Origin of the sequence: Olsenella sp. An290, assembly GCF_002159535.1 — a bacterium.
In the GTDB taxonomy this organism is placed as follows: domain Bacteria; phylum Actinomycetota; class Coriobacteriia; order Coriobacteriales; family Atopobiaceae; genus Thermophilibacter.
Genome location: NZ_NFIU01000001.1, coordinates 294,655 through 318,604, shown reverse-complemented (window position 1 = coordinate 318,604; position 23,950 = coordinate 294,655). Strand labels below are relative to the sequence as shown.

Here is a 23,950-nt window from a genome sequence, read left to right as displayed (position 1 = left end):
GCAAGTCAGGAAGCTAGGGGCGTGCCGGCGCCGGAAACCGAAAAACTTGCGTGCTGAAACCCGAAAGAAGGGCGCGCTCTTTTCCGCAAGTGAGACTTGACTAAACACACGTCAAACGAGACAAGACCGCCAAGCTCCCTGACGTCCGACCATGAGAAGGCGGACCACTCGAGGCCTGAGGCATGGCATGGGTTCCCCAGCCTCGAGAGCATCGCATCTTCCGACAGTATTTCCAGGGCGCTCTCACAAGCAATGGTTATCATAACCTATTATGTCTTTCCTTTATTTTAATTGACTTATTAGATAAGTATACCTATTCGTTGGAGACAGGGGCGCCATCGTGGCGCCCTCTTCTGTAGACGGGCACGCGTCGCATAACCCGACAATTTGGGCGGAGGCAAGGCGAAATTGTCGGGTTATGCGACGTCGACCGAACCACGCCTCCCCATAGATGGGGACTCCAGACGCCCCGCGCGATCTTCCCCATGCCCCGCCGGCGCTCGCGGTATCCTAATTTGGTCGGACATGAGGAGAGGACGGACGTGACCTACCAGCTCATAGCCCTCGACATGGACGGGACGCTGCTCGACAGCAGGAAGCACGTGCTCCCGTCCTCGACCGCCGCGATCGACCGCGCCCTGGATGCCGGCCGCCACGTCGCCATCTGCTCGGGCCGCTGCCCGGAGATGGTCGAGGTGAGTCGCGCCGAGCTCGGGCGGATCAGCTACGCGATCTGCGGCAGCGGGACGAGCCTCTACAGCCTCGACGAGCAAAGGCTCCTCTGGGAGACGCATCTCTCCCACGACGCGCTGACGCGCATCCTCGAGGCGTGCGAGGGTGAGGACTGCCTCTTCGAGCCCTTCACGGGGACCTCGTTCTACTACGAGAGGGACGCGCTCGAGCGGATGCCCGGGCTTGGGCTTGGCGTCTACGTCGAGGCGTACCGCGCCTCGGGCCGGCGCGCCGAGGACATGCGTGCGCTGCTCTGCGACCCCGCCTCCCGCATCCAGAAGCTCAACGTCCACTTCTGCAGCACGGCCGCCCGCGCGCACGTCCGTGAGCTCGTGAGCGGCCTCGGGGTCGGCCTCGTCGACTTTGAGGAGGCGAGCCTTGAGCTCTCCCCGGTCAACGCCAACAAGGGAACGGGACTGCTCGCCCTGGCAGACCTCCTCGGCATCCCGCGTGAGGCCACGATCGCGGTGGGCGACGCCGACAACGACCTCCCCATGCTCGAGGCAGCAGGCCTCGGCGTGGCCATGGGCAACGCGAACCCACGGGTCCTCGCCGCGGCCGACGCCCGCGTGGCGGACAACGACCACGACGGAGTCGCCGAGGCCATCTCCCGCTTCCTTCTTGCCAACGCTGAGGAGGTGACACGATGAGGCGCATTCTCGTCGTTGCCACGGGCGGCACCATCGCCTCGACCGAGGACGGGGCCGGCCTTGCCCCCACGCTTACGGGCCGCGAGCTCGCCGCGCGCGTCCCGCTCATCGACACCCTGTGCGACCTTGACTTCGTTCAGCCCATGAACATCGACAGCACCAACATGCGCCCGCGCGACTGGCTGAGCATCGCCCGCGTCATCCGAGAGGGCTACGACCGCTACGACGGCTTCGTGATTCTCCACGGCACGGACACCATGGCCTACACCGCCGCCGCGCTCTCCTACCTCATCCAGAACAGCGAGAAGCCCATCGTCCTCACCGGCTCCCAGCAGCCCATGGCGAGCCCCTTCACCGACGCCAAGCTCAACCTCTACCACAGCGTCCTCTACGCCTGCGACCCGACGTCCCGCGACGTCTCCGTGGTCTTTGGCGGCAAGGTCATCTGCGGCACGCGCGCCCGCAAGCAGCGCACCATGAGCTTCAACGCCTTCTCGAGCATGAACTACCCGTCGCTCGCGTACATCCGCGGCGGAAGCATCGTGCGCCCGGCGGGGATAGAGCCGGCGCGCGAGGAGCTCGACGGGCCGCGCTTCTACGAGACCCTCAACGAGCGCGTCATCGTGCTCAAGCTCACCCCGGAGCTCAAGCCCACGATTTTTGGCCTGCTCAAACCCGACTACGACGCCGTCATCCTGGAGACCTTTGGCATCGGGGGCATCCCGGCGTACGACGGGTCCTACCAGGAGGCCATCTTCGACTGGGTCGACTCCGGGCGTGCCCTCGTGGTCACGACCCAGGTCCCGGAGGAGGGCCTTGACCTCGGCGTCTACGAGGTCGGCCACGCCTACGCCGAGAAGGAGGGCATCCTCAAGGGCGACGACATGACCACCGAAGCGCTCGTCGCCAAGACGATGTGGGCCCTCGGCCAGACCCGCGAGCCCACCGAGCTGTCACGCCTCTTCTACCAGGAGATCAACCACGACCGCATGCCACGGTAGCGTCTAGGCCGAGCCGTCGGTCAGACGTGCGACCACCGCCGTCAGCACCGCAGCGGCGAGCGCCCCCATCACGAGCGCCGGCACGAGGGCCCCGCCTATCAGCGGGTCGAGAACGTCCATGAGCATCGAGGAGGCGTTGACGGCCATATGGAGCAGGACGGCGGCGCGCAGCCTTCCCGTGCGCCGGACGATCCAACCCAACAGCAGACCCAGGGCAAAGGCGTAGACCCCCTGCACAATGTTGAGGTGCATGATGCCAAAAAGCAGCGCCTGGACGACGTTTGCCGCCCAGAAGCGCGCGGCCGGCACCTCGGAACGGGGTGCGGGGCGCTCTGCCGAGCAGAAGGCCGGGCAGAAGGCGCGCAGGGAGAACTCAAGCGCAGCGCCGCGGCAGAGGGCCTCCTCCGCAGCGGGCGCCATCACGGCCACCTCGACAAGCGTCGCAAGGCTCACCTCGTCCGTGATGCCAGCGAGCTCCATGAGCTCGAGGTAGCCGCTCATCAGCTTGGGAAAGAGCGGCAGCGCCAGGGTGAGCGCGCACGAGATCGCCACCTGCAGGGCCACGCCAAGCGCGAGCAGCGCGCAAACGAGCAGCGCGACCCGCGCGGGACAAGAGGGGCGCGCGCCCTCTTGGCGCAGGAGCGCCCGCGGCCTCAGGTGAAGCCACCAGAGCACCGCAAGGGCGAGACCCGCCAGCGTCGCGGCGGACATCAGCGTGTCGACGTTGGTCGTCAGCAGGGCGATGCCCGCAACCAGGGTGGCGAGCACCTGGGCGAGAAGGTACGCAGGCGCCGTCGCCGCCGCGGCGAGCAGCCACTTCGCCGCATGCCCCGCACCATGGCGCGAGGCGGGAGGCTCCCCTCCCTCACCCGGAACGCCTACCTCCATGAGAGCCCCCCTCAAAGACGGATGACGGCTAGGACGAGCTCGATCGTCTCACGACCGCTCGCGGCGGGAGAGGCTCCGCGCGCAGGGGCCGAGCACCCACCAGGCAAGAGCCGTGCACTCGAGCACAAAGATCGCCAGCGCGAGGCCGAGCGCAACAGGCGCTGCAAACACGCCCCAGAGCGCGCAGCCCAGAAGCGCGAGCGCGGGCAGCACCATCACGACCGCGCCCACGATGAGCCCGGCAAACACCATCAGCGTGGCACCGCCGCCCTTGACGAGCTGAGCCTCGTTGTCCCACGTGAGCCGCGGGAAGAGCGCCCCCAGCCCAAGCGAGAGAAGGCCCAGGGAGATCGTCGCGCCAAGGTAGACCAGGATGAGATAGGCCCCCGACGCCGCCGGCACGCCCAGCGCCACGATGGCAACCACAAAGAGAACGAGCATCGGCACCGAGGAGAGCGCGAACGGCGCCACGAACTTGGCGGCCAGATACGCGCTCCAGTTCATGGGCAGGCCGCGCATGAAGAAGAAGTCCTCGCCGTCGCGGCTCACGCCCATCGTGAACGAGTAGGACGAGAAGCCCAGGAAGAGGCCAAAGACGAGCACGACCACCGCGCACCACACGAGCGCGGGGCTGTCAAAGGTGAGAAGGCCCGTGAGCTCGCGCGCCATCCCAAGCAGCGCCATCGGGTCCATGCCGGCATCAGACGCCTGGGAGACGCCCACGGCGACGCTCACCGCGATAATGGCGATGAAGTAGAGCGGCATGAGCAGCGAGCTCAGGACAAACTGGTTGAAGAACACCGGCACGCGCGCCATCATCTTCCAGTCGCGGCTGAGGTTCGCCGCGAGCGCGCCCCGCGTACGCGTGACCTGCGTGAGCTCCGCCCCCTCGACGCGGCGGCCGCGCTTGCCACCCGCGCCCTGAAGCGCCTGCACGCCCTCGAAGTACCAGCGTCGAGAGACGGCCGAGAGCACGGCGGCATAGACGGCCACGCTCGCGAGCATGGCGAGGAGCCCACCTGCCGCCGCGAGCGCGTCACCCGAAACGACGAGCCGCGCAAAGAGCGACGGAGGGCACAGAAGGCCCATCACGACCGCAGGGACGCCACCCGAGAGCAGCTGCTCAGAACCAGAGGCGAGCGAGGCCAGGCCGTCACCCTGGAACGCAAACTGGCTCCCCACGCCAACGGCAAGCACGAGCACGATGATGATGCCGCCAAAGACGCGGGAGAAGCGGTCCTTGTCGTGCGCCAGGCGCGAGAAGCGCATGATGGGCACGCAGACGATCACAAGCGCCAGGTTGACCGCCACGGCGCACAGCGCAAACGCCAGCGTCATGGCCACCCACACCCCGGGCCCGGCCCCCGCGGACAGCAGGCACCCCAGACCCACCGGCAGGATGATGAGGTCGCTGAGAATCGACATCCCCAGGAAGTGCGCGAGCTTGGCCCACATGATCGTGGTGGCCGAGATGGGAAGCGTGAGGTAGTAGCCAAGGTCGCGCACAAAGTAGAGGATGTTCACGGCCTGATAGAGGCCCGTGAGCAGCGTGAGGCCCACAAGGCACACCACGCAGAGGCTAAACGCCACGTAGGGCGTGGTGCCCGCCTCGCCCAGCATGAACCCCATCATGAAGAACATCGCCGCAAGGAGCAGAAACAGGAGGCCCATCGCCACTTTGCGCGCACCCGCGCCGAGCGACCCCCAGAGCCCCTTGCGCGACTCGCCGTCGCTGCCGAGGCCCATGCCGGTGCTATCCAGGTGCTGCTCGCCGCGCATGATGACGCGCAGCATCACGCGGAACTGTCGCCAGGAGAAGCCCTGGGCCGCCACGCGCGCCATTACCGCGTCTCCCCTGCGGCAGCGCCGTCCTTCTCGCCCTGCGCAAACGGCGAGTTGTCGGACGTGAGCTCGAGGAACATCTCCTCGAGCGAGCCGTTGGACCGGAAGTGCTCGCGCATCTCGTCGACGGTGCCCACGAAGAGCAGATCGCCGTGCGCGATCACGCCCACGCGGTCCACGACCTTCTCGGCCACGTCGAGCACGTGCGTGGAGAAGAGCACGGTCTTGCCCGCGTCCGCGTGGCGGCGCATGGACTGCTTGAGCAGCCACGACGCCTTGGGGTCGAGGCCGGTCATCGGCTCGTCGAGAATCCAGACGGCCGGGTCGGGCAGCAGCGCGCCCATGATCATCATCTTCTGGCGCATGCCGTGGGAGTAGGACTGGATCTGGTTGTCCAGCTCGCCCTCCATGCCGTACTCGCGCGCGAGCTCGGAGATGCGCTGGGCACGCACGTCGTCCGGCACTTCGTAAACGTCGGCGATGAAGCGCAGGAACTCGTGGCCCTTGAGGCGCAGCAGGTGGTCGGGCGAGTCGCTCACGTAGCAGAGGTTTCGCTTGGCGGCGAGCGGGTTAGTGGCCACGTTGACGCCGTCGAGCTCGATTACGCCCGAGGTGGGCGCGAGCACACCGGCAAGCATGTTGAGCAGCGTGGACTTGCCCGCACCGTTGGGGCCGAGCAGGCCGAAGATCTCGCCGGAGCGGATCTCGAGGGAAAGGTCGCGCACGGCCGTGGTCGCGCCGCCGTCGTAGGACTTTGACACGTGGTCAATCTTGATCATGGGTCTCCCGTCTCTGGGGCCAGTCGGTCATGTGCGCCATTCTACGCCAGGAGAACCCCCCTCCCGGCAAGGTGTGGGTGACGTTTTGGTAACGGTCCCGACGAAGGCGCCCCGCCGCTTCCTGAGGGGCCCTTGGGGGACACAAAGTCGCCCGCCTGCGGCCTTGACAGACACGGCGGGCCGACAGGGGTGACGGGGCCACGTGTCACCCCTGCCGGCCCGCCGCGTACGGTCCTGCCGGGAATCTGGAGGCTAGTCCTCCGAGAAGGCCTTCTCGATGTAGTCGCGGATGACGGAGCAGGACTTGCGCATGGCTCGGCGCTCGTCGTAGGAGAGGTCAATCTCGAGCACGGCGTCCACGCCCGTGTCGCCGATCACGCAGGGCACGCCGGCCGCGATGCCGGACTCGCCGTACTCGCCGTCGAGGTGGGCGGAGAGCGGCACGACGCGGCGCTCGTTGTGCAGGATCGAGGTCACGAGCGTGGCCACGATCGAGGCGATGCCAAACTCCGTGCACCCCTTGCCGGAGATGATGGCGGCACCGGACTCGCGCACGCGACGCATGACGTCGTCAAAGTCGATGGAGTCAACGAGCTCCGGGCGCAGCGACAGGTACTCGCGAAGGCCAATGCCCTCGACGGAGATGCGCGAGGTCGGGATGAACATGGAGTCGCCGTGCTCGCCCATGCAGAAGGCCTGGATCTGACGGCTGCCCACGTCGATCGTCTCGGAGAGCACACGGCGCAGGCGCGCGGAGTCGAGCGCGGTGCCGGTTCCAAAGACCTGGTTGCGCGGGAGGTCGAGCTTGCGGTAGAGGTACTCCACCACGATGTCGGCCGGGTTGGAGACGCTGATGAGGATGCCGTGGAAGCCGGACTCCTTGAGCGGGCCCACGATGCCGTCGAGCACCTTGAGGGTGCCGTCGAGCATCTGGAGGCGCGTCTCGCCGGGGCGGCGGCTGCGGCCGGCGGTGAGGATCACGAAGTGGGCGTCGGCGCAGTCGGCGTAGTCGCCCACGCGGATGGTGAAGGAATCGCCGAGGCCGGATGCCAGGTCATCGAGGTCAAGCGCCTGGGCGCGGGCGGCGTCCCGGTTGACGTCCACAAAGACGATCTCGTTCACAAGATGCTGGAACATGAGGCAGAGCGCCACGTGGCTGCCCACGCGACCGGCGCCGATGATGACCGCCTTACGAGTGCGAATGTCTTCTCCGTGCATGCTGCTCCTATCGTCGTGGCGCCTCGCGCCGCCTCTCGCACAAAAGGGGCGCCCCGTAGGGACGCCCCTTCATTCTAACGGGTTATGGACATTCTGTGAGGGTAATGTTTCGAAAAAGAGACGCCGCTCGCCGAGAAGTACCGCGATGACGCTAGTCGCGCTCGCGCACTCGGTTGGCTCTCGTCTGTCAGTAGCTCGCCTGGCTGTTGTAGTAGTTGAGGTTGCTATACAGAGAGCTCAGGCTCATGATCGGCCTTCCTTCCCGATCGTGCGTCTGCGCTACGTCCAGCTCTTCGGGAGACCCGGGTCCTCGCCCGCCGCGACGGCCTCGGGATGCGCCGGCGCGTGCGAGAGGGCCTCGAAAAGGTCCCCGGAGCAGTAGAAGTCGAAGGAGTAGAAGTCCGTCTTGTCACGAATGCTTGGGATGTCCTCAGAGAGCCAGCGATCGGATACGGAGGGGCTCCAGGCGGTGCAGTTCGAGAAGATCGCGCCGATCTCGGGCACCAGCATGACGCGTCGGCAGCGAGCGTGCCCCCTCGCCTCGCCGACGTAGCGCCATCCCATCGACAGGTCCGGCTCGCAGCCTGTAAGGTCGGCCACGAAGAACCGAGGGCGGTCAAACTCTCTCCCCAGTGCCTGCGTCATCTCGGCGAGGGCGTCGGGATCGAGGTCGTGGCGGAGCGCGTACGCGCGGGAGTACACCTCGTCGCCGTCGGCGAACGCCCTGGCGACGTTCTCCTCCTCCGGCTCCACGATCGTGGCATGGTACTCGCGTCGCGCCGGGGAGAAGGGGAAATCGACGGCCGGGAAGATCTCGCGGAAGCGAGCCGGCCACAGCGAGCGATCCTCTGGGAAGGGTCGCAGGTACCAGCCGCCCCTGACGCCCGACGCCCTCACGACGCCGACGGCCCCACGCTCGCCGAGCACGACGCCCGCCTTACGATTACGAATGTTCTGCTCGTAGGAAATGGCGACGCCCATCTGTCCCAGGGCGTCGATGGCGCGGGCAAGCTCCAGGCACGGGTTGCCCTCGGCGTCCACCCAGCCCGCATCAGAATAGCGATTGATGAGGCTGCGCTTCCAGGGACCGAGGTCCGGCCGATCACGCTCGACGATGTCCAGCCTGAGCCGCATCGGCCCGCATGCCACCATGCACGCGTCGTTGCCCCCGAGCAGGCAGAACAGGTCCTCGCTCGAGAAGCGCACCTCCTCGAGCGGGAGCTCGGCGAGGCTCGTCTTCTTTCTGGCGAAAAGCATGCCAACTCACTCCAAACCGATAGGCTCGCCAAGCACGAGACGGGGACTTCCTACTTCGCCGCCAGCCACGAGGCGAGCTGCTTGTCCTCGATGGGCCGCTTGCCGCGACCGAGATAGCGCCGGCGGGCGTCCTTGATCGCGGAGGACGTCTCGTCAACGAGCCCCGGGTTCTTCTCGACGAGCTCGCGCGGGAGAAAGAGCACGCCCGAGGCGTCCTCGTTGCGAAACGCCCAGTTGATTCCCATGAGGTTATAGGCAAGAGAGGCCTCCTTGCCCTTTGCCAGCACGAAGTAGGTCCCGTTGTCGCCCGCAACCGGGCGAGCGTCGAGGGCAAACCAGGGTATGTTGAGCGTTGCGGTGCGCGAGGCCTCCGTGAAGCCAAACGCGGAGAGGGTCACCGTATAGTCGGCAACGAGCTGCCCGAGCTGATCGTCGCCCGCGCTGGCGGCGCCTCGCTGCGCAAACCATCTCCGCACCAGGCCCGCGCGCGTTGCGAGCAGAAGCGGCGGACGCACCGCCATCACGACGCCAAACACGAGAAGCGCCACGAAGAGCAGCGTGCCCCCGACCATCTCGACGGAGGGGGCAAAGAGACACGCAAAGACGGAAGCGATGGTCATGAACCCAAAAAGCACGGCACAGAGAATCCCGAGCTTTCGGGTGTAACGAATCTGCTGGGCGCGGAAGAGGTCACGGAACCCCTCGAGGTCCATGTGGACGGAGTAGGACACGCCTTCAAGCATACGGTTCCCTTTCACGAGACGGTCGCCTGACATGGCACAACCGTAGTCGTGTCACGTCAGGCGACCGTAAGGGAGCCGTTCGAAAACTATGGGAGGGGGCACAAATCCCTAGTCGCGCGTGAGCTTGCGGTGCAGGCGGTGCGGCTTGGACGCCTCCGCGCCGAGGCGCTTCTCGCGGTCGGCCTGATAGGCCTCGAAGTTGCCCTCGAACCAGTGCCAGCGGCCGGGGTTCTCGTCCGTGCCCTCCCAAGCGAGAATGTGCGTGGCCACGCGGTCGAGGAACCAGCGGTCGTGGGAGATCACCACGGAGCAGCCGGGGAACTCCTCGAGCGCCTCCTCGAGGGACTCGAGCGTCTCGACGTCGAGGTCGTTGGTGGGCTCGTCCAGGAGCAGGAGGTTTCCGCCCTGACGCAGCGTGAGCGCGAGGTTCAGGCGGTTGCGCTCGCCGCCGGAGAGCACGCCCGCGCGCTTCTGCTGGTCGGACCCCTTGAAGCCGAAGGCCGCCACGTAGGCGCGGCTCGGGATCTCGGACTCGCCCACGCGGATGTAGTCGTTGCCGTCGGAGACGACCTCCCAGAGGGTCTTCTCCGCATCGATGCCCGAGCGCATCTGGTCGACGTAGGAGAGCTTGACGGTCTCCCCCACCGTGAGGGTGCCGGACGTGGGCTGCTCCTGCCCCACGATCATCTTGAAGAGCGTGGACTTGCCCACGCCGTTGGGGCCGATCACGCCCACGATGCCGTTGCGCGGCAGGGAGAAGGAGAGGTCGTCGATCAGCACGCGGTCGCCGAAGCTCTTTGAGAGGTGCTCGGCCTCCAGGACCTTGGCGCCCAGGCGCGGGCCCACGGGGATGTGGATGTCGGTGAAGTCCACGCGCTTGGAGGCGCGGGCCTCGGCCTCCATCTGCTCGTAGCGCTCCAGACGCGCGCGGTTCTTGGCCTGGCGGGCCTTGGGCGAGCTGCGGACCCACGCGAGCTCGGACTTCATCTTCTTGGCGCGGCGGGCGTCCTGCTGGCTCTGGGCCTCCAGGCGCGCGGCCTTCTTCTCCAGATAGGTGGAGTAGTTGCCCTCGTAGGGGTAGAGCTGGCCGCGGTCGACCTCGCAGATCCACTCGGCCACGTCGTCGAGGAAGTAGCGGTCGTGCGTGACGGCCATGACGGCGCCGGGGTACTTGTGCAGGAACTGCTCCAGCCAGAGCACGGACTCGGCGTCCAGGTGGTTGGTGGGCTCGTCAAGGAGCAGCAGGTCGGGGGCCTCGAGCAGCAGACGGCACAGCGCCACGCGGCGGCGCTCGCCGCCAGAGAGGATGGAGACGGGCGCGTCCGGGTCCGGGCACTGCAGGGCGTCCATCGCCTGGGAGAGCTGGGAGTCCAGGTCCCAGCCGTTGGCGGCGTCGATCTCGTCCTGGAGCTGGCCCATCTCGGCCATGAGGGCGTCAAAGTCGGCGTCAGGGTCGGCCATCTCGGCGCTCACCTGGTTGAAGCGCTCGATCTTGGCCAGGATGTCGCCGAAGGCGAGCTCGATGTTCTCGCGGACGGTCTTGTCCTCGTCGAGCGGGGGCTCCTGCTGGAGGATGCCCACGGTGTAGCCCGGCGTGAGGCGCGCCTCGCCGTTGGAGACGTCCTCGAGGCCCGCCATGACCTTGAGGAGGGTCGACTTGCCGGCACCGTTGGGGCCCACCACGCCGATCTTGGCTCCGGGGTAGACGCCCACCGTGACGTCGTCGAGGATGACCTTGTCGTGCACGGCCTTGCGGGCGCGGTTGAACATGTAGACGAACTCTGCCATACGGTCGGTTACCTTTCTCGCACTCAGGTATTCTTCTGGCCCATCATACGGGAGCCGCGTCCTTTGGTCACCCTCAACCGCAGCTCTTCACTAGCTCGGCGGGAGACGCGCGGGCCCGCGGGACGGGAGCGCACCCGCACGAGGCGCCTCGGGGTGGGCCCGCGGGCAATCGCCCGCCCCAGCGATGCGCAGTTTTGGCCTTGTGGTAGTGAACACAAGATATCGGCGCGCAGTTTCGGCCTTTTGGTAGTGACTTTTTGGAGAGCAGCCAGGCGATTGGCCCGCGTTTCCCAGATAAAAGACGCCCTCACAAGTCCGGAACGAGGTCCGGACCAGAAAAACCCACTACCAAACGACCAGTTTTGCAAGCGATTGAAGCCGGTTCACTACCAGATGGCCGGTTATGCACATCCCCAGCCCCTAAGGAGCGCCGCAGGGCCCCTGGCCCCTGGCCCCTGGCCCCTGGCCATAGCCTACCCGCCGAACGAAAAGAGCGCGCGACCATCGCCGCCGGCCAGACGCCGGCGCCACTCCCCCACCACGCCCAGCCTCTCCTTCGTGGATGAGGCCAGCGGCTCGGGCAGCTCATCGAGGTTGAACCACCCAACCTCGAGGCTCTCGTCATCGGCCACGCGCGGCAGGGAGTTCCCGCCGTCGGCCACCCGACACAGGAAGAGAAGGTCCAGATACTGGGTCTGGTCGCCGTTTGCGTAGGTGGTCATACCGGGCAGCGCCCGAACACGGACAAGGTCGGTGGGCACCACATCGACGCCCGTCTCCTCAAGAACCTCGCGAATCACGGTGTCCGCCGGCTCCTCGGCGGGCTCGTTGATGCCGTAGACGAGCGCCCACTCGCCCGTGTCGGCGCGCCGGCCAAGCAGCACGCGCCCCTCCGCGTCCTCCACGTACGCCGTCACCCCGATGAGCCACAGCGGGTCGTGCCCAATCTTCTCGCGCAGGCGCAGGATAAACTCAGGCGTTGCCATATCGGCCTCCAAACGACGTCGCTGGCCCCATTGTCACACATCCGCGCGCCCGCCGACGCGCAAGGAGCCACGCACTCGCCAGGTGCATCGCGCGGCAGCGCAAAGACCTCGTCTCCAGGGCGAGGCATAGCCCGCCCCACGCGCCCACGGACCCGTTGGCATCGTCCACCGACAGGGCGGGCCCGTCGCCAGGGAGCGGGTATAACGCGGGTAAGCGTCTTTTCGTCCCGAGGGAGGTTGCCATGTTCTTCAAGAATATCCTGGTCCCCTATGACGAGTCCGACCACGCGCGGAGCGCCCTGCACGTTGCACTTGGCATGGCCGGAGCGTACCCGGAGGCAAAGGTGCACGTGGTGACCGTCATCCCCGCGGGCGCCCTCCCGACCCCCTCGCTCATTGGCGATGACGCCCTCAACCCCTCCTACGCGCTCGGAGACCCCTACACCTATGACAAGATCGTCGAGTCCATGCTGCACCGCGCCCGCACCAACGCCGAGGGCGCCATCAAGGGAGCCAAGGACGACGCCGTCTGCCAGGTCGTTGCCGACGCCGTCGTTGCGAGCTCCCCGGTCGAAGGCATCGCCGAGTACGTTGAGCAGCACGGCATCGACCTTGTCGTCATGGGCCGTCGCGGCCTTGGCGCCCTGCGCGGCATGCTCGGCAGCGTGAGCTTTGGCGTGCTGCGCTCGGTGAGCGTCCCCGTCCTCACGGTCAAGTAGCCCCGCACCCGCGACGCCGAAAAGCGTACGGCCCCTCGTATCCTATGATGGTGACGTTTGGTCGCTCGTCTGAACGGAGTCGCCATGTCACCTCTCATCTCGCGTCGCTCGCTTGTGGCAGGCGCGCTCCTCGCCCTCTCCTCCCTCGCCGGGTGCGCCAGCAGGGGAGGAGCCTCTGACCAGGAGGACAGCCTCCAGGGGCTCAGCGCCCTGGGGCAGGCCACGCCCGTGCCGCTCTCCCACGCCACGCAGTTCACGCTGGACGCCTACGAAGGCGGCTTTCAGCTCGCGACCCTCGCGAGCGGCGACCGTCTCCTCATCGTGCCCGAGGGCGCCACCGCCCCGGCGGGCCTTCCTGACGACGTGGCCGTGATCCAGCAGCCGCTCGCGAACGTCTACCTGGTCTCCACCGGCATGATCTGCCTCGTGGACGCCATCGGCGCGCTGGATGCCGTCTCCGTGTCCTCGGTCAAGGCCGAGGACTCCCCCGTCCCCGCCTTCACCGAGCGCCTGGAGGACGGCACGATCGCCTACGGCGGTCTCTACCGCGAGCCCGACTACGAGCTCATCACCGCCACGGGCTGCCCGCTCGCCATCGAGAACACCAACATCGACCACGTCCCCGAGGTGCGCGCCAAGCTCGAGGAGCTGGGCGTGACCGTCCTCATGGAGCAGTCCAGCCGCGAGGACAACATGCTCGGCCGCCTGGAGTGGATCCGTCTCATGGGCGCGGTCTTTGGCCGCGAGGACGAGGCGGCGGAGGTCTTCGACGACGTGACCGCCCGCGTGGAGGCTGCCTCGCAGGAGGGCCCGCTCGGCGTGAGCGTGGCCTTCTTCTACATCAACGAGGACGGCGCCGCCGTGACCCGTCGCGCTGGCGACTACTTCGCCCAGATGATCGAGGCGGCGGGCGGCGAGTACGTGAGCTTTGCCGAGGAGGGGGCCGCCGACTCCTCCCCCACCACGATCACCGTGGAGATGGAGCAGTTCTACGCCGGCGCGCGCGACGCGGACGTCATCATCTACAACGGCACGATCGACGACGGCGTGACCAGCCTCGAGGCCCTCACCGAGAAGAACGCGCTGCTCGCGGACTTCCGCGCCGTGCAGACGGGCAACGTCTGGACCTGCGACGCCAACCTCTACCAGCAGATGACCAGCATGGCCGACATCATCGAGGACTTCCGCGCGGCCTTCTCGGGCGCCTCTGAGCCCGCCACCTTCGTCTGGAAGCTGGGCTAGCGTGGCGCGCGCGGCCGGCAGCGAGGGCGCGCGAGCACATCGGGCCATAGCCTTCGACCTCGCCGTTCTTCTCGGCCTTGTGGCGCTCTTCGTGGCGAACCTGTGCCTGGGCAGCGTTGAGACCACGTCGGCGGAGGTGGCGCGCATCCTTGCCGGCGGACCCGGCGACGCCTCCACCGCCGCGCAGGTCATCTGGCAGATCCGCCTGCCGCGCGCCATCGAGGCGGTGCTTTTGGGCGGTGGCCTCTCGCTCTCCGGGTTCCTGCTGCAGACGTTCTTTGCTAACCCCATCGCCGACCCGTTTGTCCTGGGCATCTCCTCGGGCGCCAAGCTCGTGGTGGCGGTGGTGATGATCGTGGTGCTCGGCGCGGGCCAGGTCATGAGCCCGGCGGCCTCGGTCGCGTCAGCGTTTCTCGGGTCGCTGATCACGATGGGCTTTGTCCTGCTCATCTCGCGGCGCGTGCGCATCCAGAGCATGCTCATCGTGGCCGGCGTCATGGTGGGCTACATCTGCTCGGCCGTGACCAACTTCCTGATCGCCTTCGCCGACGACCAGGCGATCGTCAACCTGGACAACTGGTCGCGCGGGAGCTTCTCGGGCGCCACGTGGGCGGACGTGGCGCTGGTCGCCGCATGCGTGCTCGCCATGGGCGCGGCGGTCTTTGCGCTCTCCAAGCCGCTCGGTGCCTACCAGCTCGGCGAGCCCTACGCGCAGAGCGTGGGCGTGGACGTGCGCCGGCTGCGCATGCTGATCGTTTTGGTATCGAGCCTGCTCTCCGCGTGCGTGGCGGCCTTCGCGGGGCCGGTCTCGTTCGTGGGCATCGCCGCGCCGCACCTCGCCCGGCGCGGCGTGGGCTCGTCGCGGCCGCTCTTTGTGACGCCCGCGTGCTTCCTCACGGGCGCGGCCTTCTGCTGCGGGTGCGACCTCATCGCGCGCACGCTCTTCTCGCCCGTGGAGCTCTCCGTGAGCGCCGTCACCGCCGTCTTTGGCGCGCCCGTCGTGATTGCCCTGATGCTCCGCGGGAGGGCCGGAAGATGATGTGGAAAAGTGCCTGTCCCCTTTCCACGCCTGCGCTGGAGCTGCGGGGGCTGGACGTGGGGCACGGGCGGCGGGCGCTCGTGCGCGACGTCTGCCTTGCCGTGAGGCCCGGTCAGGTGGTGGCGCTGATCGGCCCCAACGGGTCGGGCAAGACCACCATCCTGCGCACCGTGGCCGGGCAGCTCCGCGCGCTCGGCGGCGTGGTGGAGCTCTTCGGGCGGGAGCTGGGCGGCATCCCCGCGGCAGAGCGCGCCCGCGCCATGTCCGTCATGCTCACGGGCCGCCCGTCAACCGAGCTCCTCACCTGCCGCGACGTGGTGGAGGCGGGGCGCTACCCGTTCACCGGCCGTCTCGGCGTCCTTGGCGAGAAGGACCACGAGGCCGTCGCCGCCGCGATGTCCGCGACGGGCGTGCTCGACATCGCGGAGCGCGACTTCGCGCACGTGAGCGACGGCCAGCGGCAGCGCGTCCTTCTCGCCCGCGCGCTCTGCCAGGAGCCGCGCGTGCTGCTGCTCGACGAGCCCACGTCGTACCTGGACGTACGCTCTCAGCTGGACGTCCTTCAGCTCCTGCGCCGCGAGGCGCGCGAGCGCGGGACTGCCGTGGTGGCCTCCCTCCACGAGATCGACCTCGCCCAGAAGGCCGCCGACCACGTGATCTGCGTGCACGACGGCCGCATCATGTGCCAGGGGACGCCCGACGAAGTCTTCACCGCCGAGCGCGTGGCCGAGCTCTACGACCTCGCGCCGGGCGCCTACGACCCCGCCTTCGGCAGCGTCGAGCTCGCGCGGCCGGAGGGAGATCCGGAGGTCTTCGTCATCGCCGGGGGCGGCACGGGGGCCGCGTGCTTCCGGCGGCTTGCGCGCGAGGGCACGCCGTTCGCCGCAGGCGTGCTCCACGAGCATGACGCGGACGGCCTGCTCGCGCGCAGCCTCGCGACGCGCGCCGTCTTCGAGCGCGACTTCGAGCCCGTGGGCGACGCGGCCGTCGCCGGGGCGCGCGAGGTTCTTCTCGCCTGCCGCGAGGTCATCTGCTGCGTGGGCGAGTTCGGCACGATGAACGCCCGCAACGCCGAGCTCCTCGACGCCGCGCGCAAGGCCGGCATCCCCGTGCGCTGAGCGGGTCAGCCGACGGCCGCCCCCGACCCGCTGACGAAGGAGTCCACGAGGGCCTGGTTCTGTGCGAGAAGGACCTCGAGGGCATGCCGCGCCTCGTCGGAGAGCCCCCTCGTGGGAAACTCGCGCGCCATCGCCACGTTGACGCGGGCGTCGCAGATGTCCCCGAGCTCGTCCTGCATGCCCTTCATGCGCGCCCCCTCGGCGACGGCGTCGGGCCCCAGCAGCTCGGCGAAGCTCTCCCCGACGTAGCGCACGCGCTTCGCGCGCTTGCGCAGCGTGTGCACGGCGTCGGCGTCCGCACGGTCAACGCGCGCATAGCGCTCGTCGACGCTGCGGACCAGCTCGTCGAAGGCCGCGCGCACGTCCTCCCGCGTCACGCCCCTCTCGCGCACGCGCCGCCTCCAGGGCAGCCGCTCCATCGCCCTTCTCACGCGCCGCAGCGCACGCCGCACGTGTCGGCCGCGCATGACGTCGACGACGTGGTTGCGCTCGAGCTCGCGCAGCTCGCCGATCTTCTCGTCAAGCTCGCCATAGGGGACGTCGAGCGCGCGGACCTGCCTCAGCAGCACGTCGTACTCGCGCAGGCGCGAGGTCTCTATCACCACGGAGCGCAGGTCGTCCTGGAGCAGCCGGTGACGGCGGCGCCTGAGGAACGGGGAGGCAAACGCCAGCAGGCTCCTCAGCGTGCGGATGGAGATACGCAGCCGGTGGATGGTCTCCGAATCGTCCGGGCGGTCGAGAAACACCTCAAGCCGGCGCTCCACCGTCCGCTCGCCCTCACGCAGCACGCGCGTGAGCTCCCTGCGCACGTCGCCCATCGCCCGCCTCCCGTCTGCCGCTCGCCGCCAGCCCCGGCCTGCAGGTAGATTCTATATCAAGCGCCCCCGCCGGTCGGGGCCGTCCCCGACGGCGTGGCCGCGCGCGCCGCCCCGTCCACGCGCGCGGAGTCGTCCGGCGTGATGGTCATGGACTCGAAGCGCCGCGCCATGTAGTCGTTGCCGTAGTGCTCGGCGTAGAACCGCTCGACGGGCGTGGTCTGCGGGATATCGGAGAGGCGCTCGAACCAGCAGTCGAGCGCCTCGAGCGTCATGACGCCGTTCACGAGCATGAGGGCGGCGCAGAGCGCGGTGAACGAGTAGCGCACCTTCCACGGGATGAGGTTGATGAGGCGCAGCATCCACGGCAGGCAGAGCCTGATCCACACGAGGCCGAGGGCGCCCCACATGCACATGAAGAGGGTCGAGGTGCGCCCGCCAAAGAGCAGGGCCACCGGGTCCGGGAAGAGCCCGAAAATCGTGGAGCCCGAGTAGTCCCAGGCCACGGCGCCAAAGCCCACCTGCATGAACCAGGAGACCGCCGCCTCGAAGAGACCCCCGATCACGGCGGAGACCACAAAGATGATCGCCGGGTTGGCCCGCCAGAAGCGGTTGAGCGCCACGGTCATGAGCACGGCGCCAAAGCCGTAGATGGGCGAGAAGGGCCCAAAGAGCAGGCCCGCGCGGTCCTGGACCTCGCCGGGGACCACCACCACGAAGTGGTAGACGGTCTCGATCACAAGGCCCAGCACGCAGCAGACCACGAAGACCCAGAACAGGTTGAAGAAGTTGAGCTCGATGTAGCCCTTGCCCTCAAGGTCGCGCCCGAGCATGCCCTCCTCGGCGGCCTCGCGCTCGACCATGTCGCGCACATGCCTCCTGAGCTGGCGCTCGCGGCGCAGCGACGGGTCAACGGTTACGGAGATCGCAACGAGGATGAGCAGCTGGACGGCATCGGAGACAAGCGTGGTGTCGATGCCCTGCAGCATGATCTTGAGAAGAATCTGGACGACCGACGTGCCGATGAGCACGTGCGACCAGCGAACCGCGTTGCGGCGCCGGCTCTTGCGCAGCGAGTGGCCAAAGACGACGAGCGCCACCCCGTTGCCAATGGTGACGAGGTAGCTGATGACAAGCAGGACCACGGGCAGCGTGGGGTCGGTCCCCGAGATGATCAGGGACGGGTCCGCCTGGAGCGCCCACGTCATGAGGGCCGCGAACACGGCGACCGAAAGCAGGGTGAACACGCCAAGGACCGTGCAGAGGACCCCGTAGAGCCGCATGACAAGCGGGATCTTCGGGGCCGCGGTCCCGCCCTTCGAGGCAGAGGCGTCCTTTCGCATGTCGGCGTCGATGGTTTCTGGCTGCGCCTTTGGGGTCATGTGAGCTCCTCGAGGCCGGTTCAACAAAGGGTAGACAAGCGTTCCCACGATACCCGAGAGACCCTCTCGCCCTGATGGGAGGGGCCCTGCCGCCCGATACTCAAGGAATCGTTGACCATCGCCCCGTTCTTCTCGCCCTGATTGACCGGACGGAGGCCGTCTGCGTATACTCCACCGGTTTGATTTTCAGCCAGCCCCATGACACAGACCACGGAGGGAAGCCCATGACCAAAGAGTGCAGCATCGTGAAGGGGATCAGCTTCTTCCTTTCCTTTATCGGCATCGCCTCGATCGCGATGGCGGCGATCGCCTACTTCCTCGGCCCCACCGTCGACCTTGGCATCGAGGACCAGGGGGCGATGGTCCTCGCGGCCGCCGTCGTCTTGCTGCTCATCGGGGCGCTCGAGCTTGTCACGGGCGTCATGGGCATCCGCCTCTCCAAGGACCCCGCGCGCCTCAAGCCCTTCGTCGTCTCCGCGACCATCCTCACGCTCGTGAACCTCTTCGAGGTCTTCATGAAGATCGGCTCCGACGAGGGCGGCCCGATCTGGGTCAACCTGCTCTACGCCGCGCTCGCCTTCACGGCGATCGTCTATGCCTCGCGCGCCATGAAGGGTGCCGACGCCCGGTAGCGCCCCTTGCCCTCGCCCGCCCCGGGAATCTGGGACGGGACGTCGGCTATAGTCTCTGTATGGCCGAGGCCAGACGGTCCTTCTCCGGCCGCCGCCACCCCCGACGTGGCGGCGGCCGCATCTCTTTGCCGGGACATATCTCTTTGCCGGGACATGGGGGCGCATGAACGTCAGACAGCTCAGATTCTTCTGCCTCACCGCCCGCGACGGCACCTTCTCCGCCGCGGCGCGGGAGGAGGGCGTCACGGTCCAGGCGGTCTCCAAGTCCATCCACGAGCTCGAGGAGGAGCTGGGCGGGGCGCTGTTCGCCAGGGCCGGCAAGGGGGTGGCCCTCACGCCCCTTGGCGAGAAGATCCTCGAGCCGGCGCGCACGGCGGTCATGAGCTTCGAGTCCGTGGGGCGCGCCGCGAGCGCCGGCCGGCGCGCGGCCGAGAAGAGAGAGGGCCTGGGGCTCGTCCTCGTTTCTCCCCCCTTCTCCAAGCACGAGTTCATCTGCGGCGTCATCTCTCGGCTCGCGACGCATGCCCTCGGGGTCAAGACCCACCTCTCGGTCTCGGTGGGGGCCAAGGCGCTTGCGGGCCTCCGGGCGGGGACGGTGGACGCCCTGTTCACCATCGGCCGGCTCCGCGCGCCGCAGTGCGCCTGCGCGCAGATCGGGTCGGTCTCGCCGGGCGTCTTTCTGGGAAGAGGCCACCCGCTGCGCGGGAAGGAGACGCTCTCCTTTGCGGACCTGGAGCCGTACCCCGTCCTCTGGTCAGACGAGGTCGACGGGTTCAACGAGACGGTCCTTGTCACCTGCCAGAAGGCCGGGCTGAGCTCGCCTGTGGTCCCCATCGAGACGAGCGAGGAGGTCGTCGACTTCCTCGAGAGCCGCAACGGGTTCATCATGGGCGTGAACCTCAAGGCGCTCAGCATCAGGCCCTTTGCCATGATGCACGGCCTTGACCCGGCGGACGCCCCCTCGGTCCCCGTCTGCATTGTCACGCTCGAGGGACCTCGCCGCCCGGAGGTGGAGCGCCTGAGGCAGTTTGTCCGCAACGAGTTCTCCCTCCTGGCGCGCACGCTGGGGACGGCCTCCGGCTCGCAGAAAGACCTACCATAAGCGGGTGGGTCGGGAGCTGTTCCCGACGTGAGCCGCCGTGCGGAAGGAGCCGAGCATGACCGACATCGCAATCGTCACCGGGGCGTCGTCCGGGCTCGGGGCCGAGCTCGTGCGCCTGCTCGTCGAGGGCGCCTTTGGGCCGCTCGACGAGGTCTGGGCCGTCTCGCGCCACGCCGAGCGCACGTCCCCGCGCGTGCGCCCGTTCGCGCTCGACCTCACGGAGCCGGCGTCGTTCGAGGTGCTCGAGGCGGCGCTCGCCGAGACGCCCGGCGCCCGCGTGGCGCTTCTCGTCAACAACGCCGGCTTTGGGACGTTCGGCGACTTCGCGGACATGCCCGCGGCCGACAACGCGGACATGGTGCGCCTGCTCATGCTCGCGCCCGTGGAGCTCACGTACCGCGCGCTGCCGTACATGGCGGCGGGCTCGCGCGTCCTCAACGTGGCCAGCGTGGCCGCCTTCATGCCGCAGCCAGGCCTCGCCACGTACTCGGCGGCCAAGCGATTTGTCCTGGACTTCTCGCGCGCTCTCGACGCGGAGCTCGGGGACGTGGGCATCCACGTGACGGCGCTCTGCCCCAAGTTCATGCGCACGGGGTTTCTCGACCACGCGGGGGCGGGCGACGTCGCCGCGCGCATGGCGGGCCTCACCGGCTTTGAGGACGTGGGGCGCGTGGCGGAGCGCGCCCTCGCCGCCGCGCGTGCCGGGCGGGCGCTCTGCATCCCCTCCCCCGACATGCGCGCCTTCTACGTTGCCTCCAAGCTGCTCCCCTACCCGCTGCTCCTGCGCGCCGAACGGGCCCTTCTTGCCTTGCACGCCTGACTCGAGGCTTCTGCGCACTGCGCCGTCTTCCGGTGACTGCGCGGGGATAGCGCCCGAATAGCCGCTGCCGCGCCTCTTTTGCGCCCAATCTCCCGCGAGTGAGTATAATCTGCGCGCAAGAGGCCCCGCCGGCGCACGACGAAAGGATGCACATGGACGTTCAGGCAATCATCGCCCAGGTCTCCGCGGCCCTCGCGGACGCACCCGAGAAGCTTCAGGACCTTGTCTCCGACCCCAAGGGCACCATCGAGGAGCTCACTGGCCAAGAGCTTGGCGAGGGCGACCTCTCCCAGATCGTTGACGGCGTCAAGAGCGGAATCGCCGACGGCAGCCTGGACCTCAGCGGGCTTGACCTGGGGAGCCTTGACCTCGGAAAGCTCGCCGGCGGCCTTGGCGGCCTGCTCGGCGGCCTGGGAGGCCTGGGCGGGATCTTTGGCAGGAAGTAGCGTCATGGGCAAGAAGGACGGGCGCGTCGTACGCTGGGGAATCCTCGGGGCGGGCAAGATCGCGCATCGCTTTGCGCGCAGCCTCTCCCACGACCCGCGCTGCGAGCTCGTCGCCATAAGCTGCCGCTCCGCCGAGAAGGCCGAGGCGTTTGCCCTCGAGCACGGCGTCCCCGAGAGCGGGGCGCTCTCCGACGGGGCCCTCGGCGGCGTTGCCGGCACGGCGCACTCCGCCCTTCTTGCCCGACCCGACCTCGATGCCATCTACCTTGCCCTCCCCCACGGGATGCACCTCGAGTGGGGCACGGCGGCGCTCCGTGCGGGCAAGGCGGTCCTCTGCGAGAAGCCCCTCTGCGTGAGCGCGGAGGAGACCCGCAGGCTCGCCGAGGTCTCCCACAGGACCGGCACGCTTCTCATGGAGGGCATGAAGACGCGCTTTCTCCCCGCCTACCAGCGAGTCCGCGAGCTCGTCGCAGACGGGGCGATCGGACGGCTCGAACGCGTCGAGGCCGTCCTCCAAAACGCCATGCTCGAGCGCATCGCGCGCGGGGGCGACTACCTCTCCGCGCCCGTTGGCGGCGGCATGCTTCTGGACACCGGCATCTACTGCGCCGCCTGGATCGAGGACTACCTTCCCGGCACGTTCGAGGTGGCCCGCGCCGAGGCGCGCTGGGAGGCGGGCGTTGACTGCGCCGTCGACGCCGAGCTTCGCTTTGGTGAGAAGACCGCGCGCCTGCTCGCCGCGGCGGACCGCGGCAACACGCGCTACGCGAGGCTCGTGGGGTCCGAGGGGCAGATTGTGGTCGAACAGCCGCACCGACCCGAGCGCGTCACGATCGAGCGCGCGGGCGAGAGGCCCCTCGAGCTTGACCTCCCCCATCCCGTCGACGACTTCTTCGGCGAGATCGAGCACTTTGTTGGCCTGCTGCTCGACGGCGAGGTCGAGTCCCCCGTCATGCCGCACGGAGCCTCGGTGCGCTGCGCGGAGATGCTCGACGCGATCCGCGCCGCCATTTAGCGCGCACCTCCCATACAGCGAGCACGAGACTAGAATTGTCATGTTCGCCTCATACCGAAAGGGGTCGTCATGAGCGTTAGCCTCGAGAACGTCCGCGTGTTCACGCAGAGCGCCATCCGTCTTGAGGGGGCGGGCGGCACCATTGCCTACTTCGATCCCTTTGCGCTCGCCGACGCCGAGGCCGCGCACGACGCGGACTATGTGCTCATCACGCACGCCCACTACGACCACCTCTCGCCCGAGGACTATGCGCGTGTGGCCGGCGAGAAGACCGTGGTCGTGGCGCCTGAGAGCATGGCGGACGAGGTCGCGGGGCTGGGCGCGGCGGCCGTGCGCCTCATGGCCGCCGGCGAGAAGGTCGAGCTGCCGGGGCTTTGCGCAGAGGCGGTCCCCGCATACAACGTGGAGCCCGAGCGCCTGGGCATGCACCCGCGCGAGAACGGCTGGCTCGGCTACGTGGTGACGCTCGACGGAGAGCCCACGCGCTACTACGTCTCCGGCGACACTGACCAGAACCCGGACAACGAGACCGTGAGCTGCGACGTGGCGCTCGTGCCCATCGGCGGCACGTACACCTGCGACCCGCACCAGGCGGCCGCCTTTGTGAACGCGCTGCGCCCTGCCGCCGTGGTGCCCACCCACTACGGCAGCATCGTCGGCACCTACGCCGACCTCGACGCCTTTGCCGCCGAGGTCGACCCCTCCATCGCCGTCATCCCCAAGCTCGAGCGCTAACGTGCAAAGGGGACAGGCACTTTTGCACGCTCTCGGCAAGGTGGAGACGATCGCGCTGCTCGACCAGGCCGGAATCGCCTACGAGCTCTACGAGCATGAGGCGGTCTTCACCGTGGAGCAGGCGCACGCCGCGGGCATCCCTCATCTGGAGCTTGGCGCCAAGAACCTCTTTCTGCGAGACGACAAGCATCGTGCGTACTACCTCGTCAGTCTGCCGGACGAGAAGGACGTCTCGCTGCGAGAGATCCAGGAGTGTCTGGGCTCGCGTCGGCTCTCATTTGCCAGCGAGAAGGACCTGGGAGAGATGCTCGGCCTCGTGCCAGGCTCCGTCACGCCCCTCGGTGCGCTGAACGATACCGAGGGGCGCGTGGAGGTCGTGGTCGACCGGGAGCTCGTCGACGCCGGGCGCGTGACCGTGCACCCGTGCGATAACACCGCCACCGTGCTTCTTGCCACCACGGACCTGATTGCGCTGCTGCGCGAGCGCGGCCGCACCGTACGCGTGGTCGACCTCTCCCCCTTTGCACGACGCAGGCTCACCGACGAGGACCTTCCCGCCCTCCTTGCCCTTTGCGAGAGCAACCCCGCGTACTACGAGCTCTACGGCGAGCGGCCGACGCTCGAGAACCTAGCCCAGGCGCTCCGCGAGCTCCCTCCCGGATGCCGCGCCGATCAGAAGGTTTTCCTCGGCTTCTTTGCGCAGGGGAAGCTCGTTGCCGTCATGGACATCGTCCGCAGCTACCCCGATGAGCGAGCTGCCTACGTGGGACTTCTCATGGTCGACGGCGCGTGGCATGGGTGCGGGATTGGCTCCCAGGTCGTGCGGGATGAACTCCGCCGGCTGCGAGCCAAGGGCTTCTCTCGTGTACGCCTGGCCTACATCCAGGGCAACGAGCCGGCGCGAACGTTCTGGGCCAAACTCTGCTTTGAGCCTGCCGGAGCACCCGTGAGCACGCCACGCTACGTCGCCATTCCCATGGAGCGCGAGCTCTAGCACTTTT

At 68.1% G+C, this 23,950-nt stretch carries 23 protein-coding genes; 13 read left to right on the top strand and 10 right to left on the bottom strand.

Annotated elements, in window-relative coordinates; translation table 11 throughout:
- The first annotated feature begins 542 nt into the window (after nt 1–542).
- Together B5F84_RS01540 and B5F84_RS01535 are read left to right on the top strand one after the other, a co-directional pair.
- On the top strand, nt 543–1,382 hold the full coding sequence (locus B5F84_RS01540) for an HAD family hydrolase (RefSeq protein ID WP_158094453.1): 840 nt from the start codon (nt 543–545) through the stop codon (nt 1,380–1,382).
- Nucleotides 1,379–2,383: an asparaginase gene (locus B5F84_RS01535; RefSeq protein ID WP_087319962.1), complete on the top strand. Its 1,005-nt coding sequence runs from the start codon at nt 1,379–1,381 to the stop codon at nt 2,381–2,383. Before B5F84_RS01540 ends, B5F84_RS01535 begins: the two co-directional genes overlap by 4 nt.
- A gap of 3 nt (nt 2,384–2,386) precedes the next feature.
- On the opposite strand, the gene B5F84_RS01530 is transcribed toward B5F84_RS01535, so the two are convergent.
- The 8 genes from B5F84_RS01530 to B5F84_RS01495 all read right to left on the bottom strand — a co-directional run bounded on the left by B5F84_RS01530 (nt 2,387) and on the right by B5F84_RS01495 (nt 11,884).
- Nucleotides 2,387–3,271 carry a CPBP family intramembrane glutamic endopeptidase gene (locus tag B5F84_RS01530; RefSeq protein WP_087319960.1) on the bottom strand — a complete coding sequence of 295 codons (885 nt, stop codon included), beginning with the start codon at nt 3,269–3,271 and terminating at the stop codon, nt 2,387–2,389.
- A 48-nt stretch (nt 3,272–3,319) separates the two neighbouring features.
- Entirely contained in the window at nt 3,320–5,113 is a 1,794-nt protein-coding gene (locus B5F84_RS01525; protein WP_087319958.1) for a hypothetical protein, read from the bottom strand.
- Nucleotides 5,113–5,892, bottom strand: coding sequence for an ABC transporter ATP-binding protein (locus B5F84_RS01520; RefSeq protein ID WP_087319956.1), 780 nt, complete (start codon nt 5,890–5,892; stop codon nt 5,113–5,115). Before B5F84_RS01520 ends, B5F84_RS01525 begins: the two co-directional genes overlap by 1 nt.
- A 252-nt stretch (nt 5,893–6,144) precedes the next feature.
- The gene (locus B5F84_RS01515; RefSeq protein WP_087319954.1) at nt 6,145–7,110 is read right to left on the bottom strand and encodes an L-lactate dehydrogenase; all 966 of its coding nucleotides are present in this window, start codon (nt 7,108–7,110) and stop codon (nt 6,145–6,147) included.
- Between the two features lie 279 nt (nt 7,111–7,389).
- Nucleotides 7,390–8,367, bottom strand: coding sequence for a hypothetical protein (locus tag B5F84_RS01510; RefSeq protein WP_087319952.1), 978 nt, complete (start codon nt 8,365–8,367; stop codon nt 7,390–7,392).
- 50 nt (nt 8,368–8,417) lie between these two features.
- Entirely contained in the window at nt 8,418–9,110 is a 693-nt protein-coding gene (locus B5F84_RS01505) for a hypothetical protein (RefSeq protein WP_087319950.1), read from the bottom strand.
- A gap of 108 nt (nt 9,111–9,218) precedes the next feature.
- Nucleotides 9,219–10,898: an energy-dependent translational throttle protein EttA gene (gene ettA, locus B5F84_RS01500; RefSeq protein WP_087319948.1), complete on the bottom strand. Its 1,680-nt coding sequence runs from the start codon at nt 10,896–10,898 to the stop codon at nt 9,219–9,221.
- A gap of 473 nt (nt 10,899–11,371) precedes the next feature.
- Nucleotides 11,372–11,884, bottom strand: coding sequence for an NUDIX domain-containing protein (locus B5F84_RS01495; protein WP_087319946.1), 513 nt, complete (start codon nt 11,882–11,884; stop codon nt 11,372–11,374).
- Nucleotides 11,885–12,126: 242 nt separating this feature from the next.
- On the opposite strand from B5F84_RS01495, the gene B5F84_RS01490 reads away from it, so the two are divergent.
- The 4 genes from B5F84_RS01490 (at nt 12,127) to B5F84_RS01475 (ending at nt 16,002) form a co-directional block, all read left to right on the top strand.
- Nucleotides 12,127–12,603, top strand: a complete 477-nt coding sequence (locus B5F84_RS01490) for a universal stress protein (RefSeq protein WP_087319944.1) — start codon at nt 12,127–12,129, stop codon at nt 12,601–12,603.
- An 84-nt stretch (nt 12,604–12,687) separates the two neighbouring features.
- Nucleotides 12,688–13,845 carry an ABC transporter substrate-binding protein gene (locus tag B5F84_RS01485; protein ID WP_087319942.1) on the top strand — a complete coding sequence of 386 codons (1,158 nt, stop codon included), beginning with the start codon at nt 12,688–12,690 and terminating at the stop codon, nt 13,843–13,845.
- Nucleotide 13,846: 1 nt separating this feature from the next.
- Nucleotides 13,847–14,884 carry an iron ABC transporter permease gene (locus tag B5F84_RS01480; protein ID WP_204205470.1) on the top strand — a complete coding sequence of 346 codons (1,038 nt, stop codon included), beginning with the start codon at nt 13,847–13,849 and terminating at the stop codon, nt 14,882–14,884.
- On the top strand, nt 14,884–16,002 hold the full coding sequence (locus B5F84_RS01475) for an ABC transporter ATP-binding protein (protein WP_087319989.1): 1,119 nt from the start codon (nt 14,884–14,886) through the stop codon (nt 16,000–16,002). Before B5F84_RS01480 ends, B5F84_RS01475 begins: the two co-directional genes overlap by 1 nt.
- A 5-nt stretch (nt 16,003–16,007) precedes the next feature.
- On the opposite strand, the gene B5F84_RS01470 is transcribed toward B5F84_RS01475, so the two are convergent.
- Together B5F84_RS01470 and B5F84_RS01465 are read right to left on the bottom strand one after the other, a co-directional pair.
- Nucleotides 16,008–16,820, bottom strand: a complete 813-nt coding sequence (locus B5F84_RS01470) for a CHAD domain-containing protein (RefSeq protein ID WP_087319936.1) — start codon at nt 16,818–16,820, stop codon at nt 16,008–16,010.
- Nucleotides 16,821–16,876: 56 nt separating this feature from the next.
- Entirely contained in the window at nt 16,877–18,199 is a 1,323-nt protein-coding gene (locus B5F84_RS01465) for a putative ABC transporter permease (RefSeq protein WP_087319934.1), read from the bottom strand.
- 224 nt (nt 18,200–18,423) lie between these two features.
- Between B5F84_RS01465 and B5F84_RS01460 the strand changes: the two genes are divergently transcribed.
- The 7 genes from B5F84_RS01460 (at nt 18,424) to B5F84_RS01430 (ending at nt 23,943) form a co-directional block, all read left to right on the top strand.
- Nucleotides 18,424–18,831, top strand: a complete 408-nt coding sequence (locus B5F84_RS01460) for a hypothetical protein (protein WP_087319932.1) — start codon at nt 18,424–18,426, stop codon at nt 18,829–18,831.
- A 163-nt stretch (nt 18,832–18,994) separates the two neighbouring features.
- Entirely contained in the window at nt 18,995–19,933 is a 939-nt protein-coding gene (locus tag B5F84_RS01455; RefSeq protein WP_087319930.1) for a LysR family transcriptional regulator, read from the top strand.
- 55 nt (nt 19,934–19,988) lie between these two features.
- Nucleotides 19,989–20,753, top strand: coding sequence for an SDR family NAD(P)-dependent oxidoreductase (locus B5F84_RS01450; protein ID WP_087319928.1), 765 nt, complete (start codon nt 19,989–19,991; stop codon nt 20,751–20,753).
- A gap of 152 nt (nt 20,754–20,905) precedes the next feature.
- Nucleotides 20,906–21,199 (top strand): hypothetical protein, encoded by a 294-nt coding sequence (locus B5F84_RS01445; RefSeq protein WP_087319926.1) that lies wholly within the window; start codon nt 20,906–20,908, stop codon nt 21,197–21,199.
- 4 nt (nt 21,200–21,203) lie between these two features.
- A complete protein-coding gene (locus B5F84_RS01440; RefSeq protein WP_087319923.1) occupies nt 21,204–22,214 on the top strand; it encodes a Gfo/Idh/MocA family oxidoreductase in 1,011 nt (336 codons plus the stop codon).
- A gap of 69 nt (nt 22,215–22,283) precedes the next feature.
- The gene (locus tag B5F84_RS01435; protein ID WP_087319921.1) at nt 22,284–22,949 is read left to right on the top strand and encodes an MBL fold metallo-hydrolase; all 666 of its coding nucleotides are present in this window, start codon (nt 22,284–22,286) and stop codon (nt 22,947–22,949) included.
- 22 nt (nt 22,950–22,971) lie between these two features.
- Nucleotides 22,972–23,943 carry a GNAT family N-acetyltransferase gene (locus B5F84_RS01430; protein WP_087319920.1) on the top strand — a complete coding sequence of 324 codons (972 nt, stop codon included), beginning with the start codon at nt 22,972–22,974 and terminating at the stop codon, nt 23,941–23,943.
- Nucleotides 23,944–23,950 lie beyond the last annotated feature (7 nt).